This is a genomic window from Streptomyces sp. NBC_01092 (assembly GCF_045039535.1).
Classification (GTDB): Bacteria; Actinomycetota; Actinomycetes; order Streptomycetales; family Streptomycetaceae; genus Streptomyces.
The window spans coordinates 450,844-472,271 of sequence record NZ_CP108659.1 but is presented as its reverse complement, the minus strand read 5'-3'; the positions used below and the strand labels follow the sequence as shown (position 1 = coordinate 472,271).

At 71.7% G+C, this 21,428-nt stretch carries 3 protein-coding genes; all 3 read left to right on the top strand.

Features of this window, described 5'->3' with window-relative positions; translation table 11 throughout:
• The first annotated feature begins 97 nt into the window (after positions 1-97).
• A complete protein-coding gene (locus OG254_RS02030) occupies positions 98-553 on the top strand; it encodes a YbaB/EbfC family nucleoid-associated protein (protein WP_147994537.1) in 456 nt (151 codons plus the stop codon).
• A gap of 2 nt (positions 554-555) precedes the next feature.
• Positions 556-933, top strand: coding sequence for a hypothetical protein (locus tag OG254_RS02025; RefSeq protein ID WP_351198089.1), 378 nt, complete (start codon positions 556-558; stop codon positions 931-933).
• A 114-nt stretch (positions 934-1,047) separates the two neighbouring features.
• Entirely contained in the window at positions 1,048-21,399 is a 20,352-nt protein-coding gene (locus OG254_RS02020) for a hypothetical protein (RefSeq protein WP_405594798.1), read from the top strand.
• Positions 21,400-21,428: the final 29 nt, after the last annotated feature.

Sequence of the window (21,428 nt, the reverse complement as noted above, 5' to 3'; positions counted from 1 at the left end):
CGCAGGCGGGGCCGCACCAGGCAAGATCAGCAGGGCAGTTGAGGGACCGGCAACCCGGCCGGGCGTACGGAGACCGACTCACAAGGCAGGAGCGGGCGTGACGGAACCGCTGGAGAAGCGCCTCGAAAAGGCCATGGCCGAACTCCAGGCCGCCCAGGAGGCGGTCGCGCGCACCGAGCGCGAGCTGCGGCAGGCGTCGTTCGCGGTGCTCTCCTCCGACCGCGCCGTCCGCGCCACCGTGGGCCCGCAGGGCGAGCTGTCCGGGATCGAGTTCCTGGAGAACAAGTACCGCGACATGTCGCCCCAGGAGCTGGCCGCCAGCGTCCTGGAGGCGGCGAACGCGGCGCGTCTGAAGATGAACCGGCATGTCATGAAGGCGATGGCGCCCTTCGCGGAGCCCAGCAGCAATGTGCCGGAGCTGAAGGGCTTCGAGCTGGACTGGGAGCGGATCTTCGGCCCCGAGGTGCTGCGCGACGACGACGAGGACACCGCGCGCGACGGCCAGGCGACTCCTGCCTGGCGGGACGCGCTCGGCGAGGACGGGGAGGACTGACGATGGGACAGCGCTACTACGTCGACCCGCAGCGCATCGAGGCCCTGGCCAGGCAGCTGGAGGAGATCGGCACCCTGGCCACGAGCGTCACCGAGGAGTTCCTCGACGAGCTGTTGCCCACGGTCAGCTGGCCCGGCACGGAGGGCGAGTTCGCCGAGAAGGCCAGGCCGCAGGAGCAGAAGGAGCGGCAGACCACCAAGGAGACGATGATGTCCATCCGCGACGCGGTCGTGGGCATCACCGACGCCACGGTCAGCCAGGTCCGGATGATGAAGGGCACGCGCGACCGCAACCTCGAGGACATCGAGCGGGGCAACAACCGCCTGAACAACAACGGGTTCAACGGCGACGACGGCCCGGGCGGGCATGGCCGCCGCTGACCTCCGTACCGTCGGCCGCTCCCGCACCACACCGGGAGCGGCCGCTTCGTCGTGCCCGCACGGCCCCCAGGACGGCAGCCGGTGAGCATCAAGGCATCGCCCGAGGTCAACGCGATGATCTTCATCCTCACCGGGGAGAAGCTCATCGACGCCGACGAGGACCTGGCCTACGACAGCCGCAAGCCCTACTCCGGGCTGGGCCGCAAGCTGGACCGGATGTCCTCGCTGATCGACAAGTCGATCCACGACATCGCCGAGGTCATGCCGGACGACCTGTCCAAGTCGTACGCCAAGGCGATGGGCATGCTCATCGACGACGGCGGCAAGAACTACCTGCGCGACTTCGCCGAGCAGCTCGACAAGATCGCCGAGGGCCGGCGCAAGACCTCCATGGACATCATGGAGTCCAAATGGCAGGTCATCGCCGAGGTCATCCGGCTGCTCATCGAGATCGCCATCTACCTGGCCATGTCCTTCTTCACCGGCGGTGCCTCGGCCAGCCAGATCATGATGGCCAAGATGCGCAGCCGCTTCCTCATCCTCACCACGCTCACCCATCTGCTCCAGCGGCTGCACATCGCGCCCTCGCTGACCGAGGCGTTCGCTGAGGCGTTCACCACCTTCGCGGTGCGTCTGGCGATGATGAACTTCGCCCCGGACGGCCGGCGTCCCGACGGCTTCGACTGGAACGACATCCTGAAGTCGGCCGCGTTCGGCGCCGCCGCGGGATTCTTCACCAGCATCTTCGACAACTTCGCGAAGAACATCGTCAAGAGCTACGACAACAACTTCCTCAAGAACGGGCCGGACCTCGACTTCAAGCCGGCGCCCAACCCCAACTTGCGGAACACGCCCGACCTCGACTTCAAGAACAACAGTCCCAACCCGAAGCCGAACCCCGACCCCGGCCCGGGCCCGAACAACCGCCCCGACCCCGACCCGACCCCCAACCCGAACGGGAACGGGAACGGCCCCAACGTCACCAACAACACGCCGGTGACGTTCCGCAACGACCCGCTTTCCTTCCGGAACAACCCCGACCTGTGGCGCAACAACCAGCTCCTGCGCAACAACGCCGACCGGCCCGGCGCGCTGGCCGGGCACTACGGGATCAAGGGGACGGCCGACTTCATCGCCGCCGGCGCCGGCGAGTCCGTCGCGGAGATCCTGATCAAGGGCGCCTTCGAAGGCGACTGGTCCACCAGCTGGTCCACCTTCGTCGGCGCGGGCGTCAGCAGCCAGGTCGAGTCCACACTCACCGACGGCGCCCTGAACAGCGGCGCCGAACTGCGCCACGTCATCGACAAGATGCGCAACCAGCCGCCGACCGTCTCCGCCGGTGCCTCGGGCGACACCGGCGACACCCGTGAGTCCGACACGCGGGACTCCACCGACTCCTCGCGCACCCAGGACGGCGACGGACCCGACCGCACCGGCGGTCCCTCGACCACGGACCTCACCGGCGGCGCAGGCTCCCCGCGCACGTCGCCGCAGCCCGACTTCGCCGAGAACCCGCCGCCGTACTCGACGCAGGACCCGCCGTCCTACACCACCCAGGACCCGCCGCGGTACTCCCCGGGCCCGCTGCCCGCGACCTCCGCCGAGAACGCCCTGTGGCAGCAGGTCCACAACGGCCCCGCCGAGGTCCGCGAGCAGGCCCTGCGCGACCTCGCCGACCTGCGCGGCACCCCGCCGCCCGGCAGCACCGAGATCGACGTCCGCGACAGCGTGCACAGCAACCTGTCGCAGCAGCCCGAGGTCCGGGTGGTGCCCGCCGGGAACGGACCCGGCGTCGAGGTCGACGCCGACAACGTCCGCCGCGCCCTGGACGGCTTCGGCACACCGGTCACGGTGGACACCCCACTCACCGTGGAGGGGGCCCCGGAGAGCAACGTCCAGAACTCGCCGGACCCGGATGTGGCAGCCGAGCAGGACGACCGTACGGCTCCGATGCCGGGCCAGGTGAACAACGGTCCCGTGGCCTCCAACGGCTCTCACAACTCCAGTGCTTCTGGGACGGGTACGGGTACGGGGACAGGGACGGGCAGCACCGGCGGTCGGCCGGGTGGCGCACTCGTCGCCGGAGGCACCCAGGGGCCCTCGACCCCGCAGTCCCAGGACACCCGTACGCCCGACGGCACGGCGCAGGTGGACGGTTCTCAGTCGACGACGGACGACTCCGCGCAGACGTCGCAGTCGCCGGAGACCACGCCCTCTCCGGAGATGCCCTCCGCTCCGGATACCACGCCCTCTCCGGAGGCCAGTTCCTCTCCCGAGACCACGCCCTCGCCGGAGACCTCTTCCTCTCCCGAGACCTCGTCCTCGCCGGAGTCCACCCCCTCTCCCGAGACCTCCCCCTCTCCGCAGAGCGTCGACTCGTCCGACAGCACCGTCACTTCGGGCTCCACCGACAGCGCCTCCACCCCGGACGGCGACATCACCACCGCTCCGCCGAAGGTGAGCACCACCGGCTCGTACGCCGACACCGCCGGCGCAAGCGACACCGGCGGTGCAACCCACGCACCGCCCCTGACGATCGTCGTCTCGGAGACGCCGCCGCCGGGGGAGGGGGCGCCCGAGGCGGCCGAGCTGCTGGACCGGGCCGGGACCGACCGGGCCGTGGTGCTCGGGCCGCAGGTCACGCCGGACGGGACCGGCCGCCCGGTTCGCGCCGCCGTGGAACTGACCCGCGAGGGACCGGGCGCCCCGGTTCGGGTCCGGCCGCTGACCGGCCCTGCGCCCACCGTGACGCCGGACGGCACCACCGAGACCACGGATGTCCCGGTCACCACCGAGACCGACTTCCCCGGCGCGGACGTATTGCTGCCTCTCGCCGACGCCCTGGGCCCGGCACCCCGCCCTGCCACCGAGAGCTCGCCGACGCCGCCCTCGAAGGTGCTCACCGAGTCCACAACCCCCGTGCACGACAACGGAGTCGACCCCGATTCCAAAGTCGTCATCTCCACCGCGACCGCCACCACCGAACCCCCCGCGGTCAAACTCGACACCCTGTCCCGCCCCTGGACCGAACCGGCCACCGACCTGCACCTGGAGTCGGGTGACGGCAACGGAACCGACGGTCACGCACCCGGCCTCGGCGGCGGACGCGGACCCGGGAACGACGGCACACCGCCCCCACCCCCGCCCACCACGCCGGACACCCCCGCGGCGACACCCACCGTGCTGCCCCCGCCGCCGGGACGGATCGTCGTGCGCCCCGCGGACAACGGCAACGGCCCCACCCCGCCCGCCCGCGAGCCGGCCGTCACCACGCTCGACGGTCACACGGTGCCCCTCGCGCAGCTGCGGCGCTTGGTGCCGGACACGTCCGTGAAGCCCCAACCCGGGCGTGCGGTACAGACGTTGACCATCTCGCAGAGCCCCGCCGAGGACGGTACGCCGCACAGCGCGGCCCGCCAGGCTCTGCTCGGCCAGGACACCTTCCGCGGTGTGCGCACCACCTCCCGCCCCCTCGCCCCGGAGACCAACTCCGTCCAGCCCCCGCCGCGTACGGTGTTCACCGGCCCTCCGGTCGCGCTGCCCGGTTCGGGAACCGAGCGGGGCGCCGACTACTTCACGGGGCACGGCACCCCTCGTACCGTCACACTCGGCACCGACGACGCGGCCCGCCCCACCGTGAAGGTCAGCGGTGTGCAACTCGGCGAGGTGCTCAAGTCCTGGACGCAGGACGGCGATCAGGGCCGGCCGCTGGTGCTGTTCTCCTGCGAGACCGGCCGGCAGCCGCACATCGCCGGGCTACCGGTGGCCCAGCACGTCGCCAACCGCACCGGACGGCAGGTGTACGCGCCGACCACCGAGGTGGGCACGGCCCGGGACGGCAACGGCGACGTCCGCCCGGTGCTGACCGAGGGCCCGGACGGGCCGGGACGCTGGCGGCTGTTCACCCCGGAGCCCGACGGCGCGGACCTGGACGGCCTGGCCCGCGACGCCGGCCTGCACACGGGCCCCGAACCGGCCGACGCCTTCGCCCGGGCCCGTACCCTCCAGCAGATCCGCACACTGCGGGACGCCCTCGGCCCCGACGCCGAACAGCAGCCGGGAAACCGGAAGTTGCTCGCCGGACTTGCCTACGTGGACGGCCTGCGCTGGCTCAGCCCGGACACCGCCGCCCGTTACGGCGACGGCCGGATGACCCCCGACCTGCTGCGCCGGATGGTCACCGACCGGCCCGGAACCACTGTCGATCCGGCCACGGGCCCCACCGCCGAGCAGTACACGGACTTCCTGCGCGCCGCGGCCGAGTTGCGCTCCACCGCCGGGCCGGACACCACGCTGGACGCCCTGCTGCCCCCGCCGCCGCCCGCGCTCCCGCCGAACACCCTGGTCTCGCCGCAGGACGTGCGAGGTCTCTCCTACGCGCCCTCCGCGCAGATCACCTGGTCGCTCTCCGACACCCCGCTGCCGCTGTCCGAGCTGGCACTCAGCCCCAAGGACACCGCCGAACTCGCCCGCCGCAGGCCCGACCTGGCGCCCGCGCCGAGCCGCCCGGAGAGCCTCGCCGAAGACGTGGCCGTGCTGAGCAACGGCGCCACCACACCCGGCCCGACGGACACCGTGCGCGCGGACGGCCGGAACTTCAAGCGGCTCGACACCCCCGGCGGCGGGAACTGCCTCTTCCGGGCGATGCTCGACAGCGCCCGCAGCCAGGACATACCGCCCGCGTGGGCCGCGCGGAACGTCGCCGGGCTTCGCACCCTGCTGCGCGACCGGATCACCGGGTCCGAACTGGCCGCCGCGGCGGCCGAAGCCACCCCGGACCCGGTGCTCGCCGTGGTGGACGACCTGCGGATGACCGCCCTCGCCGGAGTACGGGACCCCGACGCGCGCGGCCGGATCACCCAGCGCTGGAACCGCATCGCCCAGGCGGTCGTCACCGACGGCGACGCCCGCCAGTGGCGGCGCATCCTCCGCGACAGCGGATACCCGCAGCTCGCCGGAGTGGCACCGACCCCCGCCGACGCGCGGCGACTCGGCACCGAGGCACTCATCGCCTCCGCGGCCGAACTCCCCGGGCTGTGGTCCTCTCCCTTCGCCGACCTGCTCCCGCAGGCGCTGGCGCACACCCTCGACCTCGACCTGCGCCTCGTCCAGCCCGACCCGCACGCACCGGCCAACACCCACGTCACCACCCTCCACCCGGGCGGCCGGGGCGGCACGCTGCACCTTGCCTACAACGGCAGCGACCACTACGACGCCCTGGTTCCCGCCACGGCCCCGCTCACCCCCGTACCGGACGACACCACCAGTCCGGCCACCGGGGACCCGGCCACCGAGGAGCCGGACGGCTCCGACCCCTTCAGCGAGTGGCTGCGCGGCATGGGCGGGATCACCGATCTCGACCGCCCCGACACCGAGACCCCCGACCGGGGCGACCTGGTGCCGCTGGAGACCCAGCTCGAACGGCACCGCCCGGCACGCCTGCTGACCGGCCAGGACGCCCCACCACCAGGACCGGCACCGCGCACCGTCACCTTCGAGGACGGCAGCAGGCTGCCCACCATCCTGATCAGCCCCGACGCCGATCCGCACGACGGGAGCCCGGACTCCCGCACGGACGACACGACCCCGCACAGCGCCAGGACCGGCCTCTTCACCGGCCCCGGCGTCCTCACCCTGCGCTCACCCGAGCAGGTGGCCCAGGAGATCCTCGGGAACCTGCCGAAGAAGCTGCGCTCCCAGTTCGACGAAGCGGAACTGCTGCGCCTGCTGACCGACCAGCCCGGCGCCTTCACCGCCCCGCGCGGCGCGCGCTTCGTGGGCCGGGAGAAGTCAGGGGTCGGCCACGAGATGACCGTCGAGGCCATCCCGTACCACCGCTGGGAACGCTTCTCCGACGTGGACGGCGGCACCACCCGGCTGGACACCATGCGGCGCGGCCAGGCCGGTACGGGTGGCGGCCGCAGCGTCGGCTTCGGGCGCCGGATCGCCGCCGCGCTGAGCATGGGCCCGCCCCTCAACTGGCTGCTGAAGATCGGCGTCTCGCTGGGCTGGACCCGCCGGACCGACTATTCCCTGGGCACCCAGGCGTACCACCAGACCGAGTACCGCGCCCACGAGGGCTCGCACCTGCACCTGGACGACGTCCACTACCGGGTGCGCGTGGAGCGGGTCACCGAGGCGCCGAACACCACCGGCCCGACGACGACCGCCGCCCCGAACACCACCGGCCCGAGGACCACCTCCGCCCCGGACAGCACCGGCCCGAACACGACCGGCCCGGACGGCAACCCCGCCGAGCAGCCGGCGGCCGACCCGCCCGCGCCCGGCCCCCGCTGGCAGCGCAGCCCGGTCCACACCGCGGAGTTCGCCATGCGGGACGGGCTGAGCTGGCGGCTGCCGGACGACCTCACCGTGCCCTTCAAAGGGCCTCGGCGGGCGCCCGAGACGCTCACCTTCCCGGACGGGGTCGAGCCGCGCGTCACCGACACCACCGGACTGCATCTGCCGGACCCGCCCGAGGACGTCGCGCTCGCCATCTCCGGTGCACGACCCGGCAGTTCCGCGCACCGCACCCTCGTCTCATACGTCCGTCCGGGGCGGCTGCTCGCCCTGTTCGGTCGCTTTTCCGGGCCCGTCAGCGGACCCGAACTGACGCGGGGGAGCGGCCAGCACCCGCTGGGTCACCTCGTCGTCGAGCGGTCGATCCCGCACCGCGCCACCCTGGTCACCGAGTCGGTCAAGGCGGAGCTGCGCGACCTGACCCAGACGACGTACCAGAACGAGCGCGGCCACGTCCGCGACACCCGCTTCGGCGTCCAGGTCACCGCCGGCCCCAACTACACCCTCGTCGGCCCCGAGACCGACGTACGACTCCAGGGCGGGCCACTGGTCCGCACCGACCTCAGCACCGGGCGCGGCCACTACCTCGGCACCGACGCCGCCCGCAAGACCACCGGCCGTGTCCGCAACCACCCGGTCGCGCTCTACCGGGTGGAGCGCACGCTGATGGTGCGCAAGGCCGGCGAGCCGTCCTCCGCGGCCCGCCCGGTCCGGGTGGTCAGCCTGGACTGGATCTCCACCCAGGACGCCCGCCGGCTCGCGGGCTGGGACAGCCGTACGCCCGGCCGGACAGGTCCGAACCCGGACGCCGAGCCGCCGGTGCCCTGGTACCTCACCCGGGAGGACCCGGTACACCTCAGCGGCCAGGTCCGCGCCGAGGGCTTCCGCCCCGACCGCGCGCAGAACGCCGTACCCAACCAGGGCCAGGATCAGGATCCGGGTCAGGATCAGCGGCCCGACGCGCAACCGGATCAGCAGCCGGACCCGACACAGAACCAGGACGGGCAACCCACCCCCCAGGACCCCCTGCGCGCCTTCGCGGACACCGTCCTCGACACCCTGCACCGCTCCTACCCGTCGCTGTTTGTTCCGCCCCTGATGCTGCGGCACCCGCGACTGGCGAAGTTCTGGTACGGCGACGGGCGGATGCGGACCGCGCTGCACAACGACCGGCAGGTCCGCGAGGCGCTCAACCGGCCCAGCCTGGCGCAGAGCCTGGACGACCTGACCACCACCGGGGTGCCGGTCACCCTCACCGAGGACGGCAAGGTGCGCCGCGGCCACCACACGCTGATCCTGCGGGCGAGGCTCACCGACCGGCGGTTCGAGACCACCATGAGCGAACGGTCGCTGCGCAACGCGGTGATCGGCACCGAGGTCTCCGGTCAGGGGCAGCAGGAGTCCAGCACGCTCTCCGCCGGTGTCGAGCTGGGCATCTCACCACGCGACCACGACAAGGTGCCCGAGGCCGGGCTGCCGCGCCAGACCGGCAACGTGTCCCTGGGCGCCCGCTACGCCAAGACCGACCAGAAGGCCACCCGCAGCACCGTCGCGGTCAACCACGACCACCTGATGTTCCAGAACGGCGCCGACCTCTACAGCTACCAGGTGGAGCTGGGCGCCACCTTCGAGGGCCATCGCCGCCCGCGTGGTTGGGCCCGGCTCGCCTCGGTCGGCCTGCTCGGCGCCGGCGTCTTCGTCAGCAAGGTCGAGGAGCGCCCGCTGTTCGCCCGGGGCAGTGAGACGGTGGGCCGGGTGGAGCTGGCCGTACCCATGGCGCACGGCTCCGACCGCCACGCCCCCGCCGACCCGACGCCCACCGGGCCCGCACCGGCCGCCGACCCCGCACCGCAGCGGCTCTCCGCCACCGAGGCCGACCAACTCCTCGACGGAATCCGTCCGTTGCCGAGGGCGGACTCGGCCGACCGGCGGCTCGTGCGGAAGCTGCTGAGCGCCCCGCACGTGGTGCTCAGCACCGAGGGCGGCACGCAGCGGCAGCAGCTCATGCAGGACACCGCCGACCGTGCCTCGGGCACCTCGTGGCACGTCAGCGCGCCCGGCGCCCCGGTGCGCGGCGCGCTCAGGCGGGCGATGGCGAACCTCCATGTGGCCGGTCAACTCGGCCAGTACCTGGGCCCGTTCGGCTCCCGCATCTCCGGACTCAATGGCGCCGGACCGTTCCAGACCCACTACCTGAAGGCCGCGGTCCGCGGCGAGCTGGACAACCTACGGGTCAAGAGCGACCCTAAGCCGGCGACCCTCGAAGCCACCATCGGCAACGAGCACCGCGTCGCCGGCAGCGCGAGCACCGTCTCGCGCACCACCGTCGGCGTCCAGGGCGCCGACATGCCGCTGCAACAGGCCCCGGGCGGGCCGGCGGTGGTCGGCTCCTACTCGACCGCGCTCCAGTACGCCTGGGGCAAGGGCCGCGGCATCGCGCAGACGCTCACCCGGGGGCGCAACACCACCCTCAGCTACGGCGGGCGGATGTACCTGGTGGTCGCCGACGCCGCCGAGACCGTCGCCGTACGGGACAACTGGACTGCCGCGATGGGTGCGATGGGCACCAAGGCCGGGGCCACGATCAGCTCCGCAGCCGGACGGCTGTCCGAGCGCCTCGGCCGTGGCCTCGCCCCGCGCCGGGCCGCCGCCGCGCTCCAACGCGTCCGCGACGCGGTGATGTTCCACCTGCCGATGCAGGACGTCATCGAGGCCGGGCTCGCCCCCGACGGCCTGGGCACGACCACCCCGCGCAACCTCGGCGGCGGCTACCGGCTGCCTCCCTTCCTACGCGGCCGCCGCTTCCCCAGCCACCCCAGTGGCCAGCTCGACGCGAGCCACGCGGCCCAGCAGCTGATGGGGCGGATGAAGAAGATCGGAGTGTCCTCGCACGACCGGGAGCAGGTCCTGCAACGGCTCTCCCCGGACTTCCTGCGCGCCCATCTGCACGAGCTGACGACCGACGGGATGACCCTGCCGGTCCGCTACCGCACCTGGACCAGCCCGACCCATCTGCCGGTCGGCGGCAGCCCCGGGCAGGTCCGGTTCAAGCTGACGCCGATCACCACCACCGTGGAGCGGCTGCGCACCGGCTACGAGTTGGAGGACTACCGCACCACCGCCCGCGACGACGCCGGTGCCTCCTCCCAGGACCGCGGCGGCGACGTGACGCTCGGCGTCGGCCAGCGCGCGGCGGACAGCGGCGTCCTCCTCGCCAACCCCTCGATCCAGGGCACCGCCGCCCAGGGGCAGTCGAGCACCCGGACCGAGACCACCGGCAACACCTCGATGCCGAACATCGCCACCACCCAGGCGCACGCCGAGATCGTCACCAGCTACGTCCTGACCGTCACGATGACGGACGCGACCGGCGAGGCGCTGTCCCCCCACGCCGTCGCGTCGGTCGGCACGCTCAACGAGATCGTCCCGGCCGGGCTCCTCACCCCCGCCGGCGACGGCGCCGACGGCGCCCTCACCGAGGAGGACGTGCCCGAACCGGAGCGCACGGTACGGATGCTGACAGCTGATCAGGCCCGCCCGGAGGGCATCGCCGCCTGGCGCGGCGGCGACCCCGATGCCTCTGATGTGCTGCCCTTCGACGACCGCATCGGCTCCGGCATCCTCGCCGTGGACATCCGAGGCGCGGAAAACGTGCAGGACGCCCTGACCCTGGCCACCGCCCGCGCCGACGGCCTCGGTGACGGTGACCTCGGCAAACGGCACACCGGCAGGTCCCTCACCGAACGCGTCCGTATGGCCCGCCTCACCCCGCTCACCGGCCTCGGTACCGCCCCCGCGCAGGCCCAGCAGGAGGCCACCAGCCAGGTCGGCCTGACCGCCGGCTTCCGTGAGGCGCTCACCGCGAACGGCTCACCGCTGCCCGCCCAGGCCTCCGCCCGCCTCTTCGGCCAGTCCCACACCGCCGACTCCCGGCTCTACGCGAAGATGCACCGCAGCGGCGCCCGGCTGCTCGCCGTCGAGAGCAAGCCGCGCATGGAGGCCATGCAGCGCTCGAAGACCTCCGACGCGCATGAGGCCGGCATCACCGACAGCGTCGAGGGCGTCGTCGGCACAGCTCCGTTGGCGGGCAACAGCAACGCGGGTGTCATGAACCCGGGCGCCTCGGTCCCGATCGGCGGCGCGACCGACGGCACCGCGCTCAAGGGCACTGCGGACACCACCCTCGGCACTCACCTCAAGGTCGTCACCGACCGCAGCATGTTGTTCGCGGTGCCGGTGAGCTGGCTTTCGGTGGCCGAGGTGGACCACCGGATCACCGACAGCCGCCCGCTGCACGCGCTCGGCAAGGCCAAGCGGGGCCCCCGCGCGGCCGAGGCGGAGACCACCGCGCTGGTCTGGCTGCGCGAGGACATCGCCCGCGACTACGGCCTCCTGGACGACACCTCGTTCCCCGACGAGGTCAGCGGGGCCTGGGACGATTTGGCCAAGGCGGCCGGCGACCTCGCCGCGGCCGAGAAGAACTACTACGACGCCCGGGCGCGGGCCCGCGAGACCTGGCTGGACCTCAGCGCGGACGAACAGGCCGCGCTCGGCGACGACCATCCCGACCAGGCGACCGTCCTGCCGCAGGCCATGGCCCAGTCGCCGGCCGTCGCCGCCTGGCAGGCCGCCCGTGAAGAGGTCCGCCGCTGGGAGGGGCACACCGACGCCGCCGCCGCGGACCACCACCGGCTGCACCTCGCGGCCTCCCGCCTCACCGCCCACCACCAGGGCCGGGCCACGATGCCGGTGGCGGACCGGCCGCAGGAGTACACCGAGCCGGACTGGCGCTCCGAGGCGTCCGAGCCGTACACGATCACCGACGGCGCCGACTCCGCGCCGCGCACCCTCACCTCGCCGGACGGCACCACGGTGCGCGAGGTGCACGACATGCCGCACGACGGCGCCTCGTTCTTCCACGCGCTCATAGCCGTCGCCCAGGACCGCGGCCGGCTGCCCCACCTGCTCGGCACCGACCTCGCGGCCCGGTTCACCGCCGCCCCCGGCGACCCGGCGATCACCGAACGGGCCGTAAGGGCCGCCCGCAACCGCCTCGCCTGGGAACTGGGCCAGGACGGCAACGAGGACCTGCTCGACTCCCTCGCCCTGGACGCCGAGGACACCTTCACGCAGGACGAACTCGACTTCGCGCAGGTGCGGTTGACGCCCGCCCAGCAGGCCGAGTTCGACGCCCTCGGCCGCCTCCCGCAGACGTTCTGGCCGACCCCGGCGCAGCGGGTGGGCCTGGCCACCGCGGCCATGCTCCGCCCGTTCACCAGCGAGCCGCAGCCGGACGGCCCCGGGCGAGCGGACGGAGAACCGGCCCCGCCCGAGCGCCGCGCCGGCGACCACGGCGGCGCCGACCTGCTGCCCGCCCTCGCCGCCCGGGTCATCGGCACCCCGGTCACTGTCGTGACGGGTGAGGGCCGCGAGCAGCGCTTCCTCCCGCACGGCACCGATCCGGCCGCCGTCGCCCCGGCGACCGATCCGGTCCTCTTCGCCGCCGACGGCTTCTTCCACGCCACCCTGCCGCCCGGGACCCCGCCCCCGGTCGCCACCGTGCTGCCGACCACGGCCGACACCGACACAGACACCGGGACTTCGGACACCGCCGACACGACCACCACCCCCGCGCACCGCAGCCACGCCACCCCGCCCTGGCACCCGCCCGCCGAGAGCACCGGCCCGCGCTACGGTCTTGACCGCGACGGCGTCCTCACCGCACCGGACGGCGCGACCTACACCCAGGGCACCCCCACGGGCCGCGGCAACAGCTTCTTCGGTGCGCTCTCCTCGGCGCTGCACGACGCTTCCCAGCAGCCCGGCCTGGACCGCCACGAGTCGAATCGACTGCGCCTGCGCGCCGAGGCACCGCCCACCCGGCTGATGCGCCTCAACGGCCTGCCCGGCACCCGCGCCGAACGCGACTCACTCTTCACGCCCCCGCCCCTGACCCTCCGCCCGGGTGCGCCCCCGCCGAGCCAGGACGCCCGCGACGGGCACCTGCGGCGCCACCTCGCCGATGCACCCTGGGGCCCCGGGGCCGACCGCGCGGTGGCCGAGTGGGCCGCCGCCGCGACCGGCACCACCGTCACCCTGATCGAGGAGAACGGCACCGCCCACACCTACCCCGGTCCGTCCGGCGAAGCCGGCCCGCACCTCCGGCTCCGCCGCCGCGGCGGCGACTTCGTCCCCCTGATCCTGCGCACCCCGGCACCCGAGCCGGCCCCGACGCCGCAGGACCCGGACCCGGCCACCGTCCCGTCGCCCGTGTCCCCGCCCGCGAGCCCCGTCCCGGGCATGCCGGGAGAGGAGGAGGCGTACGAACTCAGCACGCTGTCCGGAGCCGGCGAGACGATCGACGGGGGCGCGGACTCGGACGTCGAGATGGACCTCGACTCCGGCTCCGAGAGCGAGCAGGCGGCCGTCCTGACCAGCCCGGAGCACGAGTTCGCGGCCGAGTTCGCCGACCTGCTGGACGAGCCCGAGCTGCGGGCCGGCGCCCTGCTGGACGTGGTGCGACGGCGCAACGCACGACTCGGCGGCTTCCCGGACGTCGCGTTCGACAGCGCGTTCACCGAGCACGCGGGCATCGGCGTGCCCGAGGCCCTGGACGCGGCGGAGCAGGCCGGAAGGCTGGCCCCCGAGGAGTACGAGCAGCTGCGGGAAGCGCTCGGCCTCGGTACCGGCGGCCCCTTCACCCAGACGCGCCCGACCGGCACCTCCCAGCGGGACCGCGAAGTGACGCTGCGGATGCTGGACCGCGTGGCCCGCCTGGTGAAGGAAGTGCTGCGGAAACCGGACCGCCAGGCGGACGCCCAGGTCACCCCGCACATCGCCGTCGGACTGATGCCGGACGGTTCCCTCGGCATCGCCGGCAACACCGGCACGAAGGCGCTCACGCCGGACGAGGCAGCCCTGGTGGAGGAGGAACTGCGCTGGTTCGTCTCCGGGCAGGAGCCGGGCGGCACCCGGCGGCAGCGGGAACTGGAGCAGTGGTCCAGGGACGAGGAGGCGCACCGGCAGTGGTCGGCGCGGCTGGACCAGGAGCAGCGCGAACTCGACCAACGGTCCCTGGAACAGGCGCAGCTGCGACCGCGACTGGAGGAGCAGTACGAGTCGGGCGTGTGGGACGACGGGCATCAGCAGCAGTGGGACACCCTGCTGGACGATGAAGCGGCCGCCCAGCAGGAGCAGGAGCGCCTGACGGCGGACCGGCAGCAGTGGCGCCGGGACGAGCGGTGGCTCGCGCGCAGGCGGCCCGGTGTCGCGCGGGACGTGCGGGACCGCACGAAGCTGCGCGCCCTGGCCACCGGCTGGTATCGGCTCTACCATCCCGGGTCGCCCGAACTCGACCTCGTCAAGCGGGCGTTGGCGAGGCCCCGCATCCTCAACGTGGCGGGCCGGGACGGTACCCCGGCGGCCGGATCGTACGGCTCCGAGCACGGCGAGCTGACCCTGCTCGGGCACTGGGTCGAGCACTGGGAGAACAACCCCGGCGACCCGAACGCCCCCCAGACGCTGAACCTGGGCGGGTTCAAGATGGCCTGCGCCTCCTGCGACCTCGCCTACCAGGCCGTCAACGAGCACGTCGGGAACGCGCTCGGCCACCAGGTGCAGGCGTCCGGCACCCACGGAATGTTCTTCCCCGGCTGGCGGATGCCGCAGTGGATGCGCGAGCGGCCCCAGTTGATGCAGCACATCAGGGACAACGCGGAGAACATCGGCGCCTACCTGGACCAGGACGGGGTGCTCCAGGGCGCCAGGACCGAGAACGCGAACGCGCAGTATCCCGCCGGGTCCTCGTCGGAATACGAGTCCGGCGAGGACGAGATGGACACGGACGCGGTGCCCGGCTCGCCGGCACCGGGCACGGATGCGGTAGGTCCGCGCCTGCCGCAATCTCCGTCACTCACACCGGACGAGCCTGCCGCCACTACGCCGGTCCCGAGGGGCCCGCGTGACAACCGGCCCCGTTTCGTGGTGCGGTCGGGCTTCGACACGCGGCGGTTCTCGTACGAGGGCGAGCCGGTCACCGACCTCACGGTGCGCCTCGCGATCCGGGACCCGGAGGGCCAGGCGGCACACGTTCGCGATCAACTCGACGCAGGTGTACGCGAGTTGCTGAACGACCCGGCCTATCGCCTGCCCAACGGTGACCGTCTGCACGTGACCGTCGAGCATGTCGACCCCGCCGATTCGCCTCACCTGACCGTGGATCTGGCGGACCGGGACCGGGCGATGGACCAGACGACGTGGTGGGCGGATGCGGCCCCGGCCCATCTGGTGCATGAGCTGACCCACCAGCTGGGCCTGCGTGACGAGTACCGGGACGCCGACTCCCCGCACCGCCCCCACGTCCCGGGCAGCCTCCTCGGCGCCCTTGACGAGGAGCCCGAGGACTCCTCGCTGACCACGGCCGGTCTGCGCGATCGGCACCTGGCACTGCTTGGCGCGCTGATCGGCGATGTGTCCCCACAGCCCGAGCAGCAGGACCAGAGCTGGGACGCGGCCCGCACTGCTACGACGCCGGTGCCGCGCAAGTCGGTGTGGGTGGATCCGGTGTCCCTGCCCCGGTCTGCCGCGGCCGACGTCTGGCCGCTCATGCCGCAGGACGCGTCGATCACTCCGTTCAAGTCGGGCAACTTCGAGTTCACGAATCTGAAGCACACGGACGAGAAGTACCGTGACAAGGCGGTCCGGATCATTGATCTGCTGCGCAAGCACGACACGATCCGGGACTACATCGGCAACCGTCCCTGCCGCATCACGCTGCACCTACGTACGACCGAGACCCCGGCCGATGTGATCGACCGTGGCGAGGCCGGGGTCGACATCAATCTCGCGAGTTACTACTTCGAGAAGTACGACATCGGCTATGTGATGGGCATGCTGGCCCATGAGATCGGCCTGCACCCTCTCGCGTCGCGGAACACGAGCATTCCGGACGAGGAGTCGATGTTCGAGGGGGTTCCGCTGGCGGTGCCGGGTCTGTCGGATCTGAAGACGCCGCGCACGATGAGTACGGACGTTGCAGGGCAGGCCGACCACATCATGGCGGCCTTCCCGAGCAGTACCCGGCACGGGATCTACCGCGACATCGTCGTGAAGATGGCGGGTGTGCTGGCCGATGACGCTCAGGCGGGGGAGGAGGGCGCGAAGGCCAAGGACGTCACCGATCTGATCGACACCTATCTGATGGATCTGGCGACGATCGCGGTGACCAGCGACCGGCGTAAGGACGCTGCTTGGGAGCCTCGCAATACGGCGAGGGTCTACAACGCGTACAAGGAGATGTTCGTCGCGCAGTTGGCGCAGGACAGTCCGGTCCGCCCGCTGCTGCCGGCGGACAAGAGCTGGTACAATGTCACCGGCAACTTCCTGGGTCTGGGTTCCAGCTTCACGTTCAACAACCAGGGCGACAGCATCCAGCAGCCCATCGCGACCGAGGAGGCCCACCCTCGGCTCCCGCAGGGGACCGCCCAGCAGACCCCGGCCGCCGCAACTCCGCCGGTCCCGAAGGGCCCGCGTGACAACCGGCCCCGTTTCGTGGTGCGTTCCGGCTTCGACGCCCGCCGCTTCTCATACGACGGTGAGCCGGTCACCGACCTCACAGTCCGCGTCGCTCTCCGCGGCAGCGACGCAGAAGCGACCAACGTCTACGACCGACTCACAGCGGGCGTGCACCTGTTCCTGAACAACCCCGGGCACCGACTCCCCAATGGCGACCGCCTGCACGTCACCGTCGAACTGGTCCAGCCCACGGACTCCCCGCACCTGACGGTGGACTTGGCGGGCCGGGACCGGGCCATGGACCAGAACACCTGGTGGACGGACGCCGCCCCGGTCCAACTCACCCACGAACTCACCCACCAGCTCGGCCTACGTGACGAGTACCGGGACGCCGACTCGCCGCACCGGCCCCATATCCCGGGCAGCCTCCTCGGCGCCCTCGACGAGCAGCCCGAGGACTCCTCCCTCACTGCCGCCGGCCTGCGCGGCCGGCACCTCGACCTCCTGGCCGCCCTCATCGGCGATGTGACGCCACAGCCTCAGCTCGAAGATCAGACCTGGGACGCCGCCCGCACTGCCACCACGCCCGTCCCGCGCAAGTCCGTGTGGGTGGACCCGGTGTCCCTGCCCCGGTCTGCCGAGGCCGACGTCCCGCCGCTCATGCCGCAGGACGCGACGATCACCCCCTTCAAGTCGGGCAATTTCGAGTTCACGAATCTGAAGCACACGGACGAGAAGTACCGTGACAAGGCGGTCCGGATCATTGATCTGCTGCGTAAGCACGACACGATTCGGGACTACATCGGGAACCGTCCCTGCCGCATCACGCTGCACCTGCGCACCACGGAGACCCCGGCCGACGTGATCGACCGTGGCGAGGCCGGGGTCGACATCAATCTCGCGAGTTACTACTTCGAGAAGTACGACATCGGCTATGTGATGGGCATGCTGGCCCACGAGATCGGGCTGCATCCCTTGGCCTCGCGGAACACGAGCATTCCGGACGAGGAGTCGATGTTCGAGGGTGTTCCGCTGGCGGTGCCGGGTCTGTCGGATCTGAAGACGCCGCGCACGATGAGTACCGACGTTGCGGGGCAGGCCGACCACGTCATGGCGGCCTTCCCGAGCAGTACCCGCCACGGGATCTACCGGGACATCGTCGTGAAGATGGCAGGCGTACTGGCCGACGATGCGCGGGCGGGGGAGGAGGGCGCGAAGGCCAAGGACGTCACCGATCTGATCGACACCTATCTGATGGATCTGGCGACGATCGCGGTGACCAGCGACCGGCGTAAGGACGCTGCTTGGGAGCCTCGCAATACGGCGAGGGTCTACAACGCGTACAAGGAGATGTTCGTCGCGCAGTTGGCCGAGGACAGTCCGGTCCGCCCGCTGCTGCCGGCGGACAAGAGCTGGTACAATGTCACCGGCAACTTCCTGGGTCTGGGTTCCAGCTTCACGTTCAACAACCAGGGCGACAGCATCCAGACCGGCACCGACACGGGCGAAGCCCGCCCCCGGCTACCCCAGCCCGGCACCGACACCGCGCCGCGGCCGAACCCCGAGCCGAAGCCGCAAGGCAGGCGCGACAGCCGTCCTCGGTACGTCGTACGCTCCGGCTTCGACGCCCGCCGCTTCTCGTACGACGGTGAGCCGGTCACCGACCTCACAGTCCGCGTCGCTCTCCGCGGCAGCGACGCAGAAGCGACCAACGTCTACGACCGACTCACTGCGGGCGTGCACGAGTTCCTGAACAACCCCGGCCACCGCCTCCCCAACGGCGACCGCCTGCACGTCACCGTCGAGCAGGTCGACCCCGCCGACTCCCCGCACCTCACCGTGGACCTCACCGGCCGGGACCGGGCCATGGACCAGAACACCTGGTGGACGGACGCCGCCCCGGTCCAACTCGCCCACGAGCTGACCCACCAGCTCGGCCTGCGCGACGAATACCGCGACGCGGACTCCCCGCACCGCCCCCACATCCCCGGCAGCCTCCTCGGCGCCCTCGACGAGCAGCCCGAGGACTCCTCCCTCACTGCCGCCGGCCTGCGCGGGCGGCACCTCGACCTCCTGGCCGCCCTCATCGGCGATGTGACCCCGCAGCCCCAGCACGACGACCAGACCTGGGACGCGGCCCGTACGAGCACCGCACCGGTGCCGCGCCAGTCGGTCTGGGTGGATCCGGTGTCCCTGCCCCCGGCGGCCGAATCAGGGACCGACGTCGCGGCCCGCACGCCGCAGGAGGCGACGCTCACTCCCTTCAAGTCGGGGAAGTTCGAGTTCACGAACCTGAAGCACACGAACGAGAAGTACCGCGACAAGGCCATCCGCATCATCGAGCTGCTCGGGGATCACCCGACGATCAGCGACTACATCGGCAACCGCCCCTGTCGCATCACCCTGCACCTGCGCACCACCGAAACCCCGGCCGACGTACGCGACATGGGCGACGACGGTGTGCAGATCAACCTGGCCAGCTACTACTTCGAGAAGTACGACATCGGCTACATCATGGGCATGCTGGCCCACGAGATCGGCCTGCACCCCTTGGCCTCCCGGAACCCGAACATCCCCGACGAGGAGGCCATGTTCCAGGGCATTCCGATCCCGGTGCCCGGGCTGGCAGACCTGAAGACGCCGCGCACGATGAACACCGACAGCGCCGGCCAGGCCGACCACATCATGGCCGCCTTCCCCAGCAGCACCCGGCACGGGATCTACCGCGACATCGTCCTGACGATGGCCGACATGCTGGCCCGGGCCGCGCAGGCCGGCCTGGAGGGCGCCAAGGGCAAGGATGTCACCGACCTGATCGACTGCTACCTCATGGACGTCGCCTCCATCGCGATCACCAGCGACTACCGGATGAACGCGGCCAAGGAGCCCGGCAACACCGCCAAGGTCTACAACGCCTACAAGGCCCTGCTCGCCGAGCACATGGCCGAGGACAGCCCGGCCCGCCCCTTGCTGCCGGCGGACAAAGGGCTGTTCGGCGTCGTACGGGACTTCGCCACGCTTGCCACCAGCCTCGCGACCAACAACCGCGGCGACAGCATCCAGCAGCCCATCACGACCGACGAGGCCCGCCCACGGCTCCCGCACGAGACCGACGCGCCCGCACAGCAAACCCCGTCCGCCACACCCCAGTTGCGAGGCCGGCGCGACCATCGCCCGCGTTTCGTGGTGCGGTCGGGCTTCGACACACGGCGGTTCTCGTACGCGGGCGAGCCGGTCACCGACCTCACGGTACGGCTCGCGATCCGGGGTCCGGAGGGGCAGGCCGCACACGTGCGCAGTCAACTCGACGCGGGTGTGCGGGAGTTGCTGAATGACCCGGCCTATCGCCTGCCCAACGGTGACCGTCTGCACGTGACCGTCGAGCACGTCGACCCGGCCGACGACCCGCACTTGACGGTGGACCTGGCGGGCCGCGACCAGGTGATGAACCAGAGCACCTGGTGGACGGACGCCGCCCCGGTCCAACTCACCCACGAACTCACCCACCAGCTCGGCCTACGTGACGAGTACCGGGACGCCGACTCGCCGCACCGGCCTCATATCCCGGGCAGCCTCCTGGGCGACTTGAACGAACCCCCGGAGGATTCCTCCCTCACCGCCGCAGGCCTGCGCGGCCGGCACCTCGACCTCCTGGCCGCCCTCATCGGCGATGTGACGCCACAGCCCCAGCCCGAAGACCAGACCTGGGACGCCGCCCGCACTGCCAGCACGCCCGTCCTGCACAAGTCCGTGTGGGTGGACCCGGTCTCGCTGCCCCGGTCTGCCGAGGCCGACGTCCCGCCGCTCATGCCGCAGGACGCGACGATCACCCCCTTCAAGTCGGGCAATTTCGAGTTCACGAATCTGAAGCACACGGACGAGAAGTACCGCGACAAGGCCGTCCACATCATCGAGATGCTGCGGAAGCACGAAACCATCCGGGACTACATCGGCAACCGTCCCTGCCGCGTCACCCTCCGTCTGCGCACGACCGAGACCCCGGCCGACGTGATCGACCGTGGCGACGACGGCGTGGACATCAACCTGGCCAGCTACTACTTCGAGAAGTACGACATCGGCTACATCATGGGCATGCTCGCCCACGAGATCGGCCTGCATCCCCTGGCCTCCCGGAACACGAACATCCCCGACGAGGAAGCCATGTTCGAGGGCGTGCCGCTGGCAGTGCCGGGCCTGACGGACCTGAGGACTCCGCGGACCATGAGCACCGAGGGCGCGGGCCAGGCCGACCACATCATGGCCGCCTTCCCCAGCAGCACCCGGCACGGGATCTACCGCGACATCGTCGTGGGGATGGCCCAGATCCTGGCCCAGGACGCGGTGAGGGGGGAGGACAACGCAAAGGCCAAGGACGTCACGGACCTGATCGACTGCTATCTCATGGACCTCGCCTCGATCGCGGTCACCAACGACCACCGGATGAACGCGGCGACGGAGCCCGGCTACACGGCGAAGGTGTACAACGCCTACAAGGCGGCGTTCCTCGCCCAGTTGGCGCAGGATTCCCCTGCGCGCACCCTCCTGCCGTCGGACAAGAGCATGTTCGGCGTGATCAACGATTTCCGGCGCATCGGCACCTACATCGCGATCAACAACCGCGGCGACAGCATCCAGCAGACCGACGCGACCTGAGCCCAACCATGGATCGGCAGCCGTAGCTG

What these genes read in the sequence shown, in the direction of transcription:
- OG254_RS02025 (WP_351198089.1), top strand. Translation starts at nt 556, where the DNA reads ATGGGACAGCGCTACTACGTCGACCCGCAGCGCATCGAGGCCCTGGCC.
- OG254_RS02020 (WP_405594798.1), top strand. Translation starts at nt 1,048, where the DNA reads ATGATCTTCATCCTCACCGGGGAGAAGCTCATCGACGCCGACGAGGAC.